The organism is Lysinibacillus sp. NPDC095746 (assembly GCF_044763535.1).
In the GTDB taxonomy this organism is placed as follows: domain Bacteria; phylum Bacillota; class Bacilli; order Bacillales_A; family Planococcaceae; genus Lysinibacillus.
On the sequence record NZ_JBIWGL010000021.1, the window covers coordinates 1 to 17652 of the forward strand.

Here is a 17652-nt window from a genome sequence, read left to right on the forward strand (position 1 = left end):
ACTCTCCATAAAAAGAAATTTGATTAGCTCAAATTGTTTTGCTGGCATCATGTTTGATGTCCAAAATTTTGTTTCGTTCACTAACTCGAGGTTAGCTAGTAAAAACTTTATTGATTACGTTTTGCTTGTTCAGTTTTCAAGGTTCATTTCGTTGCCATTTTCTCAGCAGCAACTTTTATATAATATCATGTCGTAAACTCTATGTCAACAACTAGTTTAGTTGTTTTTCAGTAGCTGTCTTAGCGACTTGTATAATACTACACTCTTAATTTAAAAAGGTCAACACTTTTTTCTAAAAAAATCGGTGATTTTTCATTCCCCTGAGAAATTACCTATTTAATAGGATTTAAAAAAACAAATTAATATTAGACTAACAATCTAGGTAAATTCGATGTTTTATTGTTATCTAAAATTCAGTTTAGTTCAATAAGGGGATAGAAATTATAAAAAGTTAAATGAGAGCATGCTTTGATCACTTTTTTCAAAACATGCTCTTTTGATATGCTCCTATTTAATATCATTAAATATTAAAGCTACTACGGGCTACACGCTTCCGCAACTATCAACTAAAAATGGGGATTCAAAAGCAAAAAAATCCTTTTACCGATCTACATTCTTATATTATTATTCTCCTTTAATATTATGCAGTAAAAAGCTTGTCGCCATTTGGAACTGTAAATCATTTTGACGGTCCTCTTTATATTTTTTCAACGTTTCGTTTAAGCTGTTAAAGAAGGTAGTGTCCATATTATAATTATCTTCTGCCTTTTTCAATTTCTTATCCTCTCGATAAAGTTTAACCGCCTCCTCCGTCGATTCATCCAAGTAACCGTCTAAACGAGCAATTTTAAAGCCTAGCTTTTTCAAAGCATTTTGCGTATAAGCAATTTCTTCACTCATATCGCCCTCTTTAAATTTTCCTGATAATGGATGCATTTGAAAAGCGAATAATTCATTTGGTTCAACTACTAAATTAGCCTCAATACCTTGCCCATGAATCCATTCGCGCTTTGGCGTCAGCCATTTATTTGTGGACAGTTTAAGCTCGCCACCATTTTTCAGCGACCAAGACTCCTGAACTGTTCCCTTTCCAAAACTCTTGACACCAACAAGGGAGGCACGTCCCCAGCTTTTTAAAGCGCCACTAAGTACTTCACTAGCAGATGCACTGCCCGCATTCTGTAAAACAACAATTGGTATCTTGTACATTGTCTGCAAATACTTTTCGTCAAAGCTTTTTGATTCCGTTTTTAACGGTTCCATAGCACCTTCAGCATTTTGCATATAGGCAAACACTTTGCCTTTCTCCAATACTGTGCTCAGTAGGGCTGCGACGCTATGTAAATAACCACCTGGATTATCACGCACATCAATCACTAACCCTTTTATATCTTTTCGGAGCAATTTACTCGTTTCGGCAACCCACTCATTTGCTGTTTTTTCACCGAAAAGTGAGATTTCCACATAACCTAGCGGAGTATTTTCTACGTTCACTACTTCGCTCGTTACTGTTTTATTAGAAATTGCAGCTCGTTCCATCGTCATTTTAATATGTTTATCTTCACTTGGACGATAGACGACAATAGTTACTTTCGTCCCCTTCTCCCCTTGAATTAAATGCATTAATTCACTCATCGTTTTGCCATCTACCCGAACGCCATCAACTTGTACAATTTCATCGAGAGAGCGCATTCCTGCCTTATCTGCCGGGGACGAACGCACTGGAGATACAACAATAAATTTTCCGTTATTTTCAGATAGCTCAATCCCTATGCCTACCCTTTCCTCGGCTAACATTTGTCGGTGCTGTTCCGCCTCTTCCTTCGAATAATAGGTGCTATAAGGGTCCTTTATTGCATCGGCCATACCACGAAGTGCCCCCTCCACCAAAACATCTTTTTTCGTACTGTATACAGATTTTTTCTCAATTAAATTCAACGCTTCATTAATTGAATCAACCTCTGTAACGACCGGCTCCTTTTTATCCCCTAAATTAAACCAGTCAAAATAAACTCCACTACCTAGCAATAGACTACTAGCAAGTACGCCGACACCAGCCATTATTTTGCGCAAACCTTCCCTCCTCCGTCTCTTCTACTGTATGAAGTTTATTTTTCAAACATACAAGATTAAACTTCAAAATAATTTGTTGAAATACTATGATTTTTGTATCAAGAGTATTCTATTGCATAGCGTGAGTATTTGATTTCTAGCGCAGATATTCTATCGTCAATCGCGGGTATTTACCTCCCTAGCGTGGGTATCCATCAAGAATCGTAGGCGCTTTTTAAACAAATAAAAAATCTGCTTCGTTTCTTTTAAGAAAAGGAGCAGATTCTTTGATTTGATTAGTCTAATGCATCTACATATTTTTTTAACATTTCTACATTCATCGGCCCTTTTATAGCACGTTGAATATATCCATTTGAATCAATAAAATAGGTTGTAGGAATCGTCAATATTTGATAGGCAATGCCGATTGAGTTTTTCGGGTCTTGATCAAGTAAAATAGGAAATGTTAAATCAAAGCTATCTCTAAATGTCATCACAGAATCTATTTTTGCGTCAGCTGTAACATCTCGTTCTTCACTTGTTAAATTGACAGCTATAATTTCTACATTATCTTTTTTAGCATATTGTTCATAATAATTTTGCATATGTGGCATTTCTGCCTTACACGGTGGGCACCATGTTGCCCAAAAGTTTAACACAACTTTTTTTCCACGAAGCTCACTCAAAGTTACATTTTTACCATCCAAACTTGTTAACGTAAAATCCGGTGGCGTATCCCCATTGCTTAAACCAATCTTTCGTTCATCCATTTCTTTCCCAAGAGAAGTTGTTTCAATTTCACGATCCTTATCAATTTGCTGTTTAACATATGTACCAATCATCACAGCTACCAATAATACGACGATAAGTAGCCCAATATTTTTTTTCATTCCTTACCTCCCAATAATAGTACTTTATTTTTGAACCATATCATTTAGACGCGCCAGCAAAACGCTGAATCACTAAACCTAATATAAGTAATATGACGCTCACACCTACTGCTGGTTGCCATAAACCATAAGGCTGAAAGAGAGCAACAATCATAAAACCAATTGTATATAAAAATAAAGCACGGTTGATAGCTGTTATTTTCCATAATATGAGGACTGTTAGTATACTTAGCACAAGTAAAGTTATCACTTCGCTAGTGGTTTGATTTTCATTTAGTAACACTACAAGCCATTGATAAATCGATTGCGTTAAAATGATTGCCCAACTACAGGCAGCGACTCCAGTTGCGTCAAACTGAAATTGTTGTCGCTTCCACCAAAGCTGTAATGACACTGCCATTACCCCTAATAAGACACCAATTGTTCCACCATTAAAATAAAGAAGCGAAAATGGTTGAGCGATAACAGCTTTAAAATCAGTGACAATTATGCTAAATTTCCAAACGACAATAAAGGTAAAGACCGCGTCGCCATATACCCCTGCCCATTTCTTAGAAAATTGTACCCGTAAAACTAGCCATACAATGAAAAAGGCCACAAGTAGAGCAACAGCTGTTGCTGGTAATGTTAATGCCCGAATAGAGAACCATTCTGTGTTATTCATCTAATAAATCCTCCAGATAGCTACAGCATAGCATATAATTTTTATATGAACTGTCATTTCACACTGTGTTCAAAAAATCTTCCTGAATAGACTTTTTATGAACAGTTCTAGTGAAATACCCAACTAGGTATTCACACTATAAATAATATTACATAATATGATGGCATACTAGGAAAGAGGCTTCCAAATAATACATCTGCTAAAAAAGTTCAGGTTCTACAGATGAATATATTTTTAACGTCAAAAATTGAGTGAGCATTATATCGATTTCCAAAAACGGTATTACGTTCTATCCACCACTTTGCCTATCCTATCCACAGTTTCGATAGTTCTAACCATTTTTTTGATGGTTCTATCCATCTTTTTGCCGGTTCTATCCACAGTTTCATAGTTCTATCCATCATTTCGATGATTCTATCCACCACTTTGCTAGTTCTATCCACCACCTTGCCGTTTCTATTCATCGATCCTCCAACGTTTCGTGCTGACTCCCTGCAAATCCTCCTCAGTTTATTGACACTGCCCAATCTTAACTAGCAAGTTATTTTGAACATTCGCTTTGATGTTTCGGTAACTTAATGAAAATATAAAAAAGCTATACATTAGAAGATTCCTAATGTATAGCTTTCTATATTTCCGGAGGCTTTAGTTGACCAGTCATCTTTCCACCTATAGCGGGGAAGACATTCGCTGAAAGACGTTAAATTGGAATATATTTTAATGGATTGTCACTTCCGACTGCTTGTCCTCTCCATGGACCGATGTGCACTTCGAAGTGCAAGTGAGGCCCTGTTACACGGCCTGTGTTACCCATAGCAGCAATTTGTTGCCCTTGGGATACTTCTGTGCCAACACTAACGTTAAAGGAGTTTAAGTGTGCATATACGGTCGTGTAAATTTGACCGTTGATAGAATGTGTAATGATGACACAATTACCATACGTGCTAAGTGGTGCAGCATAGGAAACAACACCGTCAGCTGCTGCCCATACTGGCGTACCTATACTATTTGCAAGATCGATCCCATAATGGAACTCTGAACCACCAAATTCACGCCAGCCATAAGTCGATGTTAAACGACCATTTGTTGGTTTAATCCAAGTACCATTCGATTGTGGCGCATTGACTATTGAAGATCCAGATCCTGACCCACCACCACTATTGTTTGAATTAGCTGCCTTGGCTGCGGCAGCGGCTTCTGCCTTACGTTTCGCTTCTTGTTGACGAGCAATTTCCGCTAATCGATTTTGCTCATCAATGATTTTTTGTTGTAATTCCGCACTAATCTCAAGAGCCTCAGAATACTCTTTCTCAAGCAGTACCTTTTCTGACTTCAGCTTTTCTTGTTCTTTTTCTAATTGATCAATTACTTTGTTTTTCTCAGCTTTCTGTCCATCCAATGATGCTTTTAAACGATCGAGCTCAGCTTTTTTATCTTCGAGCTTTTGGCGTTTTCCTTCTAAAGCTTGTTTTTGTTCCTCTAATTTTTGCTTATCCTCTTTTTGATCCTGGATAATTTGTCGATCCGCTTCAAGTAATGCATTGACAGCAGAGAAACGGTCGATAAAATCTATGAAACTATTAGAACTAAGAAGTACATCTAAATAGCTAACGGAACCACCTGCCTGAATGGCACGAGCACGATCCTCTAACAATAAATCACGCTCTTTAATTTTGTGCAGAAGTTCTGCAATAGAATCTTCTAAAGTTTTTATCTCTTTATTTGTAGCTTGAATTTCTGCCCAAACATTTTTGATAGTACCGTTAGTTTTATCAATTTCAGCATTTAATGTTTTAATTTGATCTAATAATTTTTGTTGCTTGTTATCATTTTCAGAAATAGCACTTTTTTTATTATTGATGGATGAATTTAAGCCATCTTTCTTTGATTCAATTTGTTTTTTTTCATCTTTTAAATCCGATAAACTAGTTGCATACGATGATGGAGTTTGGATAAAAAGAAATAATGCAGATGCTGCAGTAAGTGTTTTCAATGAGTTTTTCGCCATACTTTTCACCGGTTGAACTCCTTTTCGACTATTAATTTTGGTTGATTGTCTTCCGGCTAACACAACTAGTGCGAAGCCTAACGAAAGCTAGATTTTTAAAAACTTACGTACGGACATGAAACTTCCCCAAATACCAATTAGTACACCGATGAGTAATAGTAGACCGCTTACTTGGTACACAAGAGGTGAGAAATCAAGTACTTGAACAAGTTCGCCTTTTAATCGAGGCGCAATAATTTTATATACATTGTGGTAAAGGGTTGCGATGACCGCGATTGGAATAATAGAACCTAAAATTCCGAGCCACATTCCTTCTAATAAAAATGGGATACGCACGAACGAATTCGTTGCTCCAACTAGTTTCATAATTTCTATTTCATCACGACGTGCGATAATAGTAATTCGAATCGTATTAGAAATTAAGAAAATTGCTGTAAATAATAATCCACAAATAAGTACTATCCCTACGTTGCGGCTAATATTTAAGAAATTAAATAGTTTTTCTACTTTGCCTTCACCATACATAACGTCATATGTATGCTCAAATTTATCAATTTTTTTAGCAACAGTAGCTGTTTGTTGAGGATTTGAAGCCTTCACATAAATAACATTACGTAATGGATTACTTTGCTCAAATAGTTTAAAATCGTCCCCAAAATCTTTTACTAATTTCGTTAATTCATTTTCCTTTGTCGAATAAGTCATCTCTGCGACATCAGGCAATTTCTTTATTTTTTCCATGAGTGCCTTTTCAGCTGTTTTATCTGCTGTTTCATCAATTAACACTTTAATTTCAACATCGTTCTCTAAATCAGATGCTACTTTATTTAAGTTCATCATAATAAGCGCGAATACGCCTACTAATATTAATGTCACTGTAACTGCACTAACGGAGGCAATAGTCATCCAGCTATTACGACCAAGAGACTTTACACTTTCTCGGAAGTGGCGTTTTACTGTATTAAATTTCATAGCCGTATTCACCTCCGTGCTCATCACGGACAATCATGCCGCCTTCAATTGCAATTACTCGACGACGAATCGTATTTACGATTTCACGGTTATGGGTTGCCATCACAATAGTTGTACCTCTTGCATTAATTTCTTCGAATAAATTCATAATGTCCCATGATGTCTCAGGGTCAAGATTTCCAGTAGGCTCATCTGCAATAACGACCTTTGGCACATTCACAATAGATCGTGCAATCGAAACGCGCTGCTGTTCGCCACCTGAAAGCTCATTAGGGAACATTCTTGCCTTTTGCTTTAGCCCCACGAGCTCCAAAACTTCCATTACCCGACGGCGAATTTCTATTGGGTCTTCCTCAATTACCTCTAGTGCAAACGCTACATTTTCATATACATTCAAACGAGGTAGCAGTTTGAAGTCTTGGAAAACGACACCAATTTGACGACGTAAAAAAGGTACCTTTTTATTTTTCAATTCTGCTAAATTTATGCCATTAACAGTAATTTCTCCAGAAGTAGCTTTTTCCTCGCGGTACATTAATTTAATAAATGTAGATTTACCTGCACCACTTGGACCTACAACATAGACAAATTCACCCTGCTTTATGTTAACAGAAATCCCATTTGTCGCAACAACGCCATTTGAGTACTTCTTTGTCACATTCTTCATTTCTATCATATTTAAACCACCTAAATCTCTTACCATGTAAGAGGTATTTCGTTCTCTATTATAGCACTCTATTTCTCCCTTTATTATTACAGTTTCATTTCATTCCGTGGTAGTTCCTGTTATTTCGTTATTTCATTGCCACAAAATTAACATAACTCGACAGACAAGAAAGCAGAAATCGAGCCCAATAGTGGAAAGTCGATTTCTGCTTTTCTTATGTTTTCAAACAGCAAAAAAGCATTCAGCTATGCTTTTATGCTTAGCCTGAATGCTTTTTATTCGTTAAATATGCTGCTCGTCAGTTGTTGTATAGCGTACTAAAACTGCACCTGTTTTAGACTCACCTTCAATAAATAAACGATTAGCATTCTCTATTTCTTTATCAAAACGTACTACTTTTGATAAAAATTGATCCTGTGATTCAATTTTTGAAACATCTTGAATACCAACATCTACTTTACCAAAGTTCGTAACAATTTTACCGCTTAACGATAGTGTACGTGGCACATACAATTCAACAGCTCCCGCGACTGTTTGTGCTTTGATTTTCGATGAATTAGTAGAGCAAGTAGTGACAACAACATGTCCATTAACCGATTTTGCTGCAACTTCATCCAATGCACCATCTAAATAGACACGGCCATTCAATGTTTCAGCCTCTAAATCTTTACCGCGAACATTTGTTAATTCAATCGAACCATTTGACGAATCTACTTCTGCCTTTCCAAAGTTAAACTTAGAGCCTTTAATCGCACCGTTTAATGTTTTTACTTTTAATTGCTCGAAATCCGTATCTTGTAAAGTAACATTACCGTTCATTAAACGTACTGATAATTTTTCTAATTTATCCTTTGGAACAAGTACTTTAACATTTACTTGAACAAGCTTAAGTTGACTTAAAATTCGTAGTGAATCTCCATCTTCCTTGACAACGAATTGCTCTAGGAAGTTAGCGCGCGTTTCTTCTTCACTATCATTAACAAAAGGTGCCTTTACCTTGCAAATGACTTGGAAGCTATCTCCTTCAGCAGTTTCTAATGCAAAATTGCCATTCGGTAATTCAGCAATTATTTTGTCCACACGTTCATCTGAAACTTCTTCCGTATGTGTAAACTCGAATTTATCACCAAATGGAGAGGTAACATCAAATTCTTTAACCTTTTTTACTGCCGTATTCATCATATCCATAAAGAGAGAACCAATTTGTGATAAATCTTTACGGAAATCTCGCATTTCTTCTTGGAAATATTTTGAGAAATCTTCGTCTTTTTGCGATTGTTGTTCGTTTTGACTCTCATCTTTAAATACTGACTCTTTTTCTGTAGCGGAATACTGGTCCTCATTTACTACATCATTCATAACATTTTGAGTGGACTTGCTAGGTTGCTCTAATGCTTCTAATAATGTAATCGCCTCTTGCGCTGAAATTGTTCCTTTTTCTACAAGTTCTAAAATTCGTTGACGTTCATTTTGCATAATAAAATAGCCTCCCTCAGTTCGTTATATTATTTATACGATTCATTTTGTGAAAAGTTTCACCATAAAAATGAAAATATTGGAGATATATCTTTTTTAAGCTCGTTACCAATAGCGTGGGGTTGATTTCCGTTCCGGCTGGGCGCTTTGTTGCTGTCGCTTCGCTTTCGCTACAGAAAACATTTGCCGCTGACGCTTCGCTTTCGCGCAGATAAAACATTTGCCGCTGACGCTTCGCTTTCGCGCAGAGCAGAGCTCCTGGGGGCGTCCGATGAGCCGCTTCACTCGCAAAGCTCGCTCCAAGACCATCTGTGACGCTGATCCCCGAGGAGTCGCCCAGCCTCCACTCCAATCAACTTATTCACATGACATACGTTTTAATAGAATGTCATCCAACTTTTAAAGTTTATCGATTAACTTTCACGTTTTATCACCCAACTTTTGAAGTTTATCGACTAACTTTTACGTTTTATCACCCAACTTTTAATTTTTATCGACATCCGCCTTCGCAGTATGCCCCTTATCGTAAAAAAATTCGCAAATCTCCTTAGGAAATTTGCGAACTTTTTGGGACTTTATTGAGAAGCTTTGGCTAAAACAGCTTCCATACGCATACGATCTCTTGTTAATATCGGTTTTAAATATTTCCCAGTATAAGAGCCACTTACTTCAGCGACCTCTTCTGGTGTGCCTGTCGCAACAATAGTACCACCTTTATCGCCACCTTCTGGTCCTAAATCGATAATGTAGTCTGCTGTTTTGATGACATCTAAATTATGTTCGATTACTAGCACGGAATCGCCATTCTCTACAAGACGCTGTAAAACAACAAGTAAACGTGCAATATCATGCGCATGTAGGCCCGTTGTCGGCTCATCTAAAATATAGAATGATTTACCTGTTGAACGACGGTGTAATTCAGAGGCTAATTTTACACGCTGTGCCTCACCTCCGGATAGAGTCGTAGCAGGCTGTCCTAATTTCATATAGCCTAATCCTACATCTACGATTGTTTGTAGTTTACGCTGGATTTTCGGAATATTTTCGAAAAATACTACTGCATTTTCAATCGTCATATCTAAAATATCTGCAATGCTCTTATCTTTATATTTCACTTCAAGCGTTTCACGGTTATAACGCTTCCCATGACAGACTTCACACGGCACGTAAACATCTGGTAGGAAATGCATTTCAATTTTTATAATACCATCACCACGACAAGCCTCACAGCGGCCTCCCTTAACGTTGAAGCTAAAGCGACCTTTTTTATAGCCACGTACCTTTGCTTCATTTGTTGTTGCAAAAACATCTCGAATATCATCAAAAACGCCTGTATACGTAGCTGGATTAGAGCGAGGTGTACGACCGATTGGTGATTGGTCAATATCAATTACCTTTTCGAGCTCATCAATTCCTGTTACTTCTTTATGTTCGCCAGGCTTCACTTTTGAGCGATTAAGCTTTTGAGCTAATGACTTATATAAAATTTCATTAATAAGCGTTGATTTTCCTGACCCCGAAACACCTGTTACTGCAACGAATAAGCCAAGTGGTACATCAACTTTTACATTTCTAAGATTATTTTCCTTGGCACCTTTAATCGATAATTTGCGCCCATTCGGTTTGCGTCGCTCAATTGGCAATGGAATAAATTTCTTGCCACTTAAGTATTGCCCTGTTAATGACTTTTCATGTTCCATTACTTCCTGGGGTGTCCCGGCCGCTACAATTTGACCACCATGCACACCTGCACCAGGACCCACATCAATAAGATAATCAGCCGCCAGCATTGTGTCTTCATCGTGTTCAACAACAATAAGCGTATTGCCTATATCACGCATATTTTGCAATGTACTGATAAGACGGTCATTATCACGTTGATGCAAGCCGATTGATGGCTCATCTAAAATATAGAGAACGCCCGTTAAACGCGAGCCGATTTGTGTCGCAAGACGAATTCGTTGAGCTTCTCCACCTGAAAGTGTCCCTGCTGCTCGACTTAACGTTAAATAATCTAACCCTACATTGACTAGGAAGCCCAGTCGTTCTTCAATTTCACGTAAAACAAGTCGAGCAATTTTCATATCCTTTTCTGATAAATCTAGCTCTTTGAAAAATGTATCAGCTTCCTGAATCGAATACTGTGTAACTTCGCCAATATGTTTATCTGCTAATTTTACAGCTAATGTTTCAGGCTTTAAGCGATAACCTTTACAAGATGGACATGCTTGCTGCGCCATATATTTTTCCATTTGTTCACGCACATAGTCAGACGTTGTCTCTTTAAAACGGCGCTCCACATTACGGACAACACCTTCAAATTCAATCATTTGATCTCGCACATTGCCAAACTCATTTTCATAATGGAAGTGGATTTTATCTTTACCAGAACCATATAAAATTTTATCCATCTTTTCTTTCGGAAGATCCTTTACTGGGACGTCCATTGGAATATCATAATGATCGCACACAGCCTTTAATAATTGTGGATAGTATTGAGAGCTTGTTGGTTCCCACGGTGCTATAGCATGCTCTAATAAACTACGGTCCCAATCAGGCACTACTAAATCAAGATCTACCTCTTGTGTTGAGCCTAAACCATCACAGCTTGGACAAGCTCCAAACGGACTATTAAATGAAAACATGCGAGGCTCTAGCTCCCCGATTGAAAATCCACATAAAGGACAAGCATGATGCTCACTAAATAATAATTCCTCATGTTCCATCACATCGACAAGTACACGCCCATCAGCCAAACGTAATGCTGTCTCTAAAGAATCACTAAGACGTGCCGCGACACCTTCATTCATCACAACACGATCGATGACTACTTCTATTGAGTGCTTTTTGTTTTTATCAAGTTCAATAGCATCATCTAAATCACGTAGCTCACCGTCGATACGTACCCGAACAAAGCCCTGCTTTTTTAAATCTTCCAGTAGCTTTACGTGCGTTCCCTTACGCCCTGAAACCATCGGAGCAAGCAACTGCATTTTCGTTCTTTCTGGATAAGTTACTAAACGATCGACCATTTGCTCAATCGTTTGGGACGTAATTTCAATACCATGATTTGGACAAATAGGTTTACCGATACGCGCAAATAGCAAACGTAAATAATCATAGATTTCCGTTACTGTCCCAACTGTAGAACGTGGGTTACGGCTCGTCGTTTTTTGATCGATTGAAATAGCGGGAGATAATCCCTCTATTGCATCGACATCTGGTTTATCCATTTGACCTAGGAATTGACGGGCATAAGCTGAAAGGGATTCAACATAACGACGTTGGCCCTCAGCATAAATCGTATCGAACGCTAATGATGATTTCCCTGAGCCCGATAACCCTGTTAGCACGACTAATTGATCGCGCGGAATTGTGACATTGATATTTTTTAAATTATGAGCTCGTGCACCTTGCACGACAATTTCAGTATTTTTCACAAGCCATTCACCCTTCTACCTTCAATTCAAATATTGTATCGCGTAGCTCAGCAGCACGTTCGAAATCGAGTGCTTTTGCCGCTTCCTTCATTTCTACTTCCAAAGTTGCAAGTAATTGCTCTCTTTCCGCCTTCGTCAGCTTCTTACCTTTTGTTGCCTTCGTTACATAAGACTCCTCTTCCTCTGCCACCTGTGTCGCACGAATAACATCAGGAATTTTCTTAACAATCGTTTTCGGTGTAATGCCGTGCTCTTCGTTATATGCCATTTGCAGTGTGCGACGACGCTTCGTTTCCTCAATCGCCTTTTTCATCGAATCCGTCATATTATCTGCGTACATAATGACATGACCATTGGCATTACGTGCAGCACGTCCAATTGTTTGAATGAGTGAGCGTTCTGAACGTAAAAATCCTTCCTTGTCAGCATCTAAAATCGCCACAAGCGAAACCTCAGGAATATCTAGCCCTTCTCGCAATAAGTTAATGCCGATTAGAACATCGTAAGTACCTTTGCGCAGCTCGCGAATAATTTCAATGCGCTCTAGCGTCTTAATCTCGGAATGCAAGTACTCCACCTTTAAACCCATTTCCTTCAAATAAGCCGTTAAATCCTCTGACATTTTTTTCGTCAATGTTGTAACAAGCACTCGTTCATTACGAGCAATACGACCTTGAATCTCATCGATTAAATCATCTATTTGCCCTTCAATAGGACGGACGTCAATTTGTGGATCAAGTAGCCCTGTTGGACGAATAATTTGCTGCACCATTTCAGGAGAATGCTCAAGCTCATACGGGCCAGGTGTTGCTGATACATAAATAGCTTGATGTATATGTTTCTCATATTCTTCAAAACGTAAAGGGCGGTTATCTAGTGCTGATGGCAAACGGAATCCATGCTCAACTAGCACACCTTTACGTGCTTGGTCACCGTTATACATCCCTCGAACTTGTGGTAACGTAACGTGACTTTCATCGACAACAAGTAAAAAATCTTCAGGGAAATAGTCAAGTAGCGTATATGGAGTTGCCCCCGCTTCACGCAATGTTAAATGACGCGAGTAGTTTTCGATACCTGAGCAAAAGCCCATTTCACGCATCATTTCTAAATCGTAGCGAGTGCGTTGCTCTAAACGCTGTGCCTCTAACAATTTATCCTCTGCACGTAAAAGAGTTAAACGCTCCTCCAACTCTTTTTCAATATTTTCAATGGCCTTTAGCATTTTTTCTTCTCGTGTAACGAAGTGGGATGCTGGGAAAATAGCTACATGATCACGGTCCGCTAATATTTCACCCGTTAACGCATCTACCTCACGAATTCGATCGATCTCGTCCCCAAAAAACTCCACGCGAATACAATGCTCATCACGAGATGCAGGGAATATTTCCACTACATCGCCACGCACTCGAAACGTCCCACGTGTAAAACTCACATCATTACGCTCGTACTGTACATCGACCAGTTTTCGAAGCAACTGATTACGTTCAATTTCCATTCCAGTCCGCACCGATACGACCATTTCACGATATTCTTCTGGAGAACCTAGACCATATATACAGGACACGGATGCTATAATAATGACATCATCACGCTCGAATAATGCAGATGTTGCAGAGTGACGCAACTTATCAATTTCATCATTAATGCTTGAATCTTTCTCGATGTAAGTATCCGTCTGCGGTACATATGCCTCTGGCTGAAAGTAATCATAGTAGCTGACAAAGTATTCAACTGCATTATTAGGGAAGAACTCTTTAAACTCACTATATAATTGACCTGCTAATGTTTTATTATGTGCCATAATAAGTGTCGGTTTTTTTACTTGTTGAATGACATTAGAAATCGTAAACGTTTTTCCTGTTCCTGTTGCACCGAGCAACGTTTGATGACGTTTACCTGCACGTACACCCTCCACTAATTCCGCAATTGCCTGTGGTTGATCTCCACCAGGCGTATATGGCGCTTGTAAATCAAATGTTTGCACACATGTCCCCGTCCCTTCCTACCAATTTGATACATATATTTTAGCATAGCATAATTTAAATTTCGAACATTTAACGAACGAATGTTTGTAAAAAAATTTCCGTTTGCTCTATTTAAGGTGATTGCGATAGAACATATGTACTAATGACAACCTATCTATCAATAGATTACCCTTTCCAAATGTTAGCTAATCGACATGGGAAAATGTAAATGCATTACCTTAGAGGGAATCTCGGGTTATTACCGGAAAATCTGATCAGCTGGCACAAAAATAGCAAAAAAATCCCGCTCTCCAATAAACGGAGAGCGGGCTCGTCATATTATTCACTTGCATCTTGGTGTAAGGTTATTAGTTCGGCTGCGTATAGATGAAATGCATTTTCATCTTTTTCATCGAGTGCTCTATCTATCAGAACCATGAGCTGCTCTTCACGATGCATACGCTGGATATGATTTAAAAATAAATCTAAATAAATCTCGTTTAATAATTTCTCTGCCTCATCAACTTTCTTTGACTGACCAACGGCTTTTAGAAAATCTGTATACGAATAATATTTATCCAACGATCTCACCTCGATCCTTTTCTAAATTATAAGAAAATTGATGTTAAAATGCAATGCTTAAGAACCGAAAATCACTCCGATTTACTATTAATCTTGTGCAATTTCAAGCAATTTCTCTATACAAAAGCTTGAAATATCAACGGTTTTCTCCTTTTGTCTATACTTTCAGAATTCAATTTTATGTTCTACACTTCAATAACAAATAGAAAAGGGAGGTTTACATAGATGTCTGCAAACTACATCAATGGGTATTTAATGTCTTTCAACACCTATTTACTTCAGCCAATGCAGTATGATTCTAAAATTTTCACACGGGTCATTGATAAGCATAATGAGCTTATCGTCACGCGGAAACCAATGCATATATTACGAAAATCTTGTATCTCACTCGGCACAACCTATGAAGCAGCAAGACATTCCGCCAAACGCTTTTTCGGCAATCAACATAAGCTTCCAATCGTTGTTGCTTATGATTATGGTTATCCTTGTATTTTTTTACCAACGTATTCTCCAAACTCTATCCACAATATTTGGATTGGACTTCACGCCATTTCGAATATTGTAGCGAGTAAAACGGGCTGTATCGTCACACTGAAAAATGATAAACAGATTGAGCTACCTATTCAATATGCTTCGATTAGCAAGCAATTTGTCAATGCATCGATGCTCTATAAACATTACATGAATGAGCGCAAGGAGATTAGCCAAGACGCTCCGTATCATCCACCTTTTTAACTTCTTTCAGCAAAATGTCTTTTGATCGAAAGCGTAGCGACAGGTACAGGGGTGAGATAAATACGGTTTTAAGTCACTTATCAGGGGGGGTTCCAACATCCGCTGATAAACCTCCGGCGGATATCACAAAGCCGATTCCGGATGCAATTATGCCGATGCACAATTGATTTTGAAACTAAAAAACCCCTCAAAGCACAATTTTATTGTGTCTCTGAGGGGCTTTCATTAGCCGATTTTTGAACGTAAATATGCATTAATGAATGGATCTACGTCACCATCCATCACCGCTCCTACATTACCTGTTTCTTCATTTGTACGATGATCTTTCACCATTGAATATGGATGGAATACATAGGAACGAATTTGTGAGCCCCAGCCGATTTCCTTCTGTTCACCACGGATTTCATCTAGCTGTGCCTGCTGCTTATCGATCTCTAATTGATAGAGTTTCCCTTTTAACATTGTCATTGCTTTTTCACGGTTTTTAATTTGTGAACGTTCTGCCTGACATTGGACGACAGTACCAGTTGGAATGTGCGTAATACGAACAGCTGAATCTGTCGTATTAATATGCTGACCACCTGCACCTGTTGCACGATACGTATCAATTTTTAAATCCTCTGTACGAATATCAATTTCAATATTGTCATCGAATTCAGGCATAACATCACAAGAAACGAACGATGTATGACGACGACCCGAAGAGTCAAACGGTGAAATACGTACTAAACGATGAACACCTTTTTCTGCTTGCAAATAGCCATAAGCATTATGACCCTTAATGGACAATGTTACAGATTTAATTCCTGCTTCATCGCCTGGAAGATAATCAACTGTTTCGACTTTAAAGCCACGTTTTTCCGCCCAGCGTGTGTACATACGAAGCAGCATCGAGCCCCAATCCTGAGATTCCGTACCACCTGCTCCTGGATGTAGCTCTAAAATTGCATTATTTTGATCGTATGGACCGCTTAATAGTAATTGCAGCTCAAAATCGCCCATTTTTTGCTGGAATTCTACTAATTCATTGCCTAGCTCCTCCTGCAATTCTTCATCAGGCTCTTCGCGCAATAGCTCTAACGTCATATCTAGGTTCTCATATGTTTCTAATAAATCTTTATACTCATTAACAGTTGCCTTTAAGCCATTACTCTCATTAATGATTACCTGTGCCCCTTGCTGATCATCCCAGAAACCTGGCTCAAGCATCATTTCATCTAACTCTTGAATACGTGCCTCTTTGTTTTCTAAGTCAAAGAGACCCCCTAAAATCCGCCAATTTTTTGGCTGAAGTGTCTAACGCGTTACGTACATCTGCTAATTCAATCATTGTTAAATCCTCCGAACATTATTTATGGGGCAAACTTTTAAAATACTGATACTTCTTTAAAGCCCCGATCTCTTTATTATAACGTTTTTACGGCGGAAAACATACTTTTTTACAACCTCAGCATTCGTTTTAGTCTTTTTCAGCTTCATCCTCAAAGATAACATCGTTTGCCATACGTTGGAATACTTTACTTTGATCATATTGAACTAATAAATTTTTTGTTCGTTTTTCCAGTTTATATTTTAGTAGAAAAGCTCTTTGAATTCTGTTTTCAAATGATCTAACACTTAGATCCACATTAGTTTCATAGCCGTTCATAAAAATTACTTTTGTATTCTTTTTATCGATAGCTAGATAGTCCTGAATATGATGAACAGCAAACCATTTACAGTCACGTCGTAAATAAGACTTACTTGGAAACCATACAATATTACTTTGTTCATGAACAACTATTGGATTTTTATTCAACTTTCCAAGTATCATTCTCGATCCATCAAAAGCCCCTCTTAGGCTAGAACCGAAATAACGTAGATTATAATCCATTAATTTTGTCGGCGCTAATTTTGATATATATTCGCGATCCCTTTCTATTACACGTGTACCCAAGTTACCATGTGCATCATACTCCGGTATATACAGCATCGTTTTACTACTCATAATGTCATCATTATGCATGTCAATCCTCCTCAAAATTGTATGTTTTTCTAGTAAAGAGAAAAAACTAATAAATATATTGGTAAACGCCAATGTATTTCCTCGAGGATTATAATCTATATCCATAAATCCCCCCTTTATTTAAAAATAGACTCAAATACCCAAAACTTTTAAACTATTCACATATTTATAATAAATCACAAGAAAGTTATAAA

General features: G+C 38.0%; 13 protein-coding genes. 1 reads left to right on the forward strand and 12 read right to left on the reverse strand.

From position 1 onward, the window contains the following. Positions 1-624: 624 nt before the first annotated feature. From ACIQ7N_RS15910 to ACIQ7N_RS15955, 10 genes are all read right to left on the reverse strand, one after another. Positions 625-2073, reverse strand: coding sequence for a S41 family peptidase (locus tag ACIQ7N_RS15910; RefSeq protein ID WP_402933752.1), 1449 nt, complete (start codon positions 2071-2073; stop codon positions 625-627). A gap of 275 nt (positions 2074-2348) precedes the next feature. Next, complete coding sequence (locus ACIQ7N_RS15915) at positions 2349-2942, reverse strand: redoxin domain-containing protein (protein ID WP_248717931.1); 594 nt, start codon at positions 2940-2942, stop codon at positions 2349-2351. Between the two features lie 40 nt (positions 2943-2982). Continuing rightward, positions 2983-3606: a hypothetical protein gene (locus ACIQ7N_RS15920; protein ID WP_402933756.1), complete on the reverse strand. Its 624-nt coding sequence runs from the start codon at positions 3604-3606 to the stop codon at positions 2983-2985. Positions 3607-4306: 700 nt separating this feature from the next. Continuing rightward, positions 4307-5623 carry a murein hydrolase activator EnvC family protein gene (locus ACIQ7N_RS15925; RefSeq protein ID WP_402933759.1) on the reverse strand — a complete coding sequence of 439 codons (1317 nt, stop codon included), beginning with the start codon at positions 5621-5623 and terminating at the stop codon, positions 4307-4309. Between the two features lie 78 nt (positions 5624-5701). Next, positions 5702-6586: a permease-like cell division protein FtsX gene (ftsX, locus tag ACIQ7N_RS15930; protein WP_132360598.1), complete on the reverse strand. Its 885-nt coding sequence runs from the start codon at positions 6584-6586 to the stop codon at positions 5702-5704. Further along, entirely contained in the window at positions 6576-7262 is a 687-nt protein-coding gene (ftsE, locus tag ACIQ7N_RS15935; protein ID WP_132360596.1) for a cell division ATP-binding protein FtsE, read from the reverse strand. The genes ftsX and ftsE overlap by 11 nt, the downstream gene beginning before the upstream one ends. A gap of 273 nt (positions 7263-7535) precedes the next feature. Continuing rightward, positions 7536-8729 carry a DUF4097 family beta strand repeat-containing protein gene (locus ACIQ7N_RS15940; RefSeq protein ID WP_402933763.1) on the reverse strand — a complete coding sequence of 398 codons (1194 nt, stop codon included), beginning with the start codon at positions 8727-8729 and terminating at the stop codon, positions 7536-7538. Positions 8730-9304: 575 nt separating this feature from the next. Further along, the gene (gene uvrA / locus ACIQ7N_RS15945; RefSeq protein WP_402933766.1) at positions 9305-12169 is read right to left on the reverse strand and encodes an excinuclease ABC subunit UvrA; all 2865 of its coding nucleotides are present in this window, start codon (positions 12167-12169) and stop codon (positions 9305-9307) included. 7 nt (positions 12170-12176) lie between these two features. Next, positions 12177-14156 (reverse strand): excinuclease ABC subunit UvrB, encoded by a 1980-nt coding sequence (gene uvrB, locus ACIQ7N_RS15950; protein WP_132360589.1) that lies wholly within the window; start codon positions 14154-14156, stop codon positions 12177-12179. Positions 14157-14475: 319 nt separating this feature from the next. Then, positions 14476-14718, reverse strand: coding sequence for an IDEAL domain-containing protein (locus ACIQ7N_RS15955; RefSeq protein ID WP_274068068.1), 243 nt, complete (start codon positions 14716-14718; stop codon positions 14476-14478). A 225-nt stretch (positions 14719-14943) separates the two neighbouring features. On the opposite strand from ACIQ7N_RS15955, the gene ACIQ7N_RS15960 reads away from it, so the two are divergent. Continuing rightward, the gene (locus ACIQ7N_RS15960; protein WP_132360585.1) at positions 14944-15453 is read left to right on the forward strand and encodes a competence protein ComK; all 510 of its coding nucleotides are present in this window, start codon (positions 14944-14946) and stop codon (positions 15451-15453) included. A 225-nt stretch (positions 15454-15678) separates the two neighbouring features. Here the strand turns inward: ACIQ7N_RS15960 and prfB are convergent. Next, positions 15679-16783, reverse strand: a protein-coding gene (gene prfB, locus ACIQ7N_RS15965) for a peptide chain release factor 2 (protein WP_402933768.1) whose coding sequence is annotated in 2 segments (ribosomal slippage) — positions 15679-16707 and positions 16709-16783 — 1104 coding nt in all. Because the reading frame shifts where the segments join, the coding sequence is not laid out codon by codon here. Positions 16784-16912: 129 nt separating this feature from the next. Then, entirely contained in the window at positions 16913-17458 is a 546-nt protein-coding gene (locus ACIQ7N_RS15970; protein ID WP_132360583.1) for a competence protein ComK, read from the reverse strand. Positions 17459-17652: the final 194 nt, after the last annotated feature.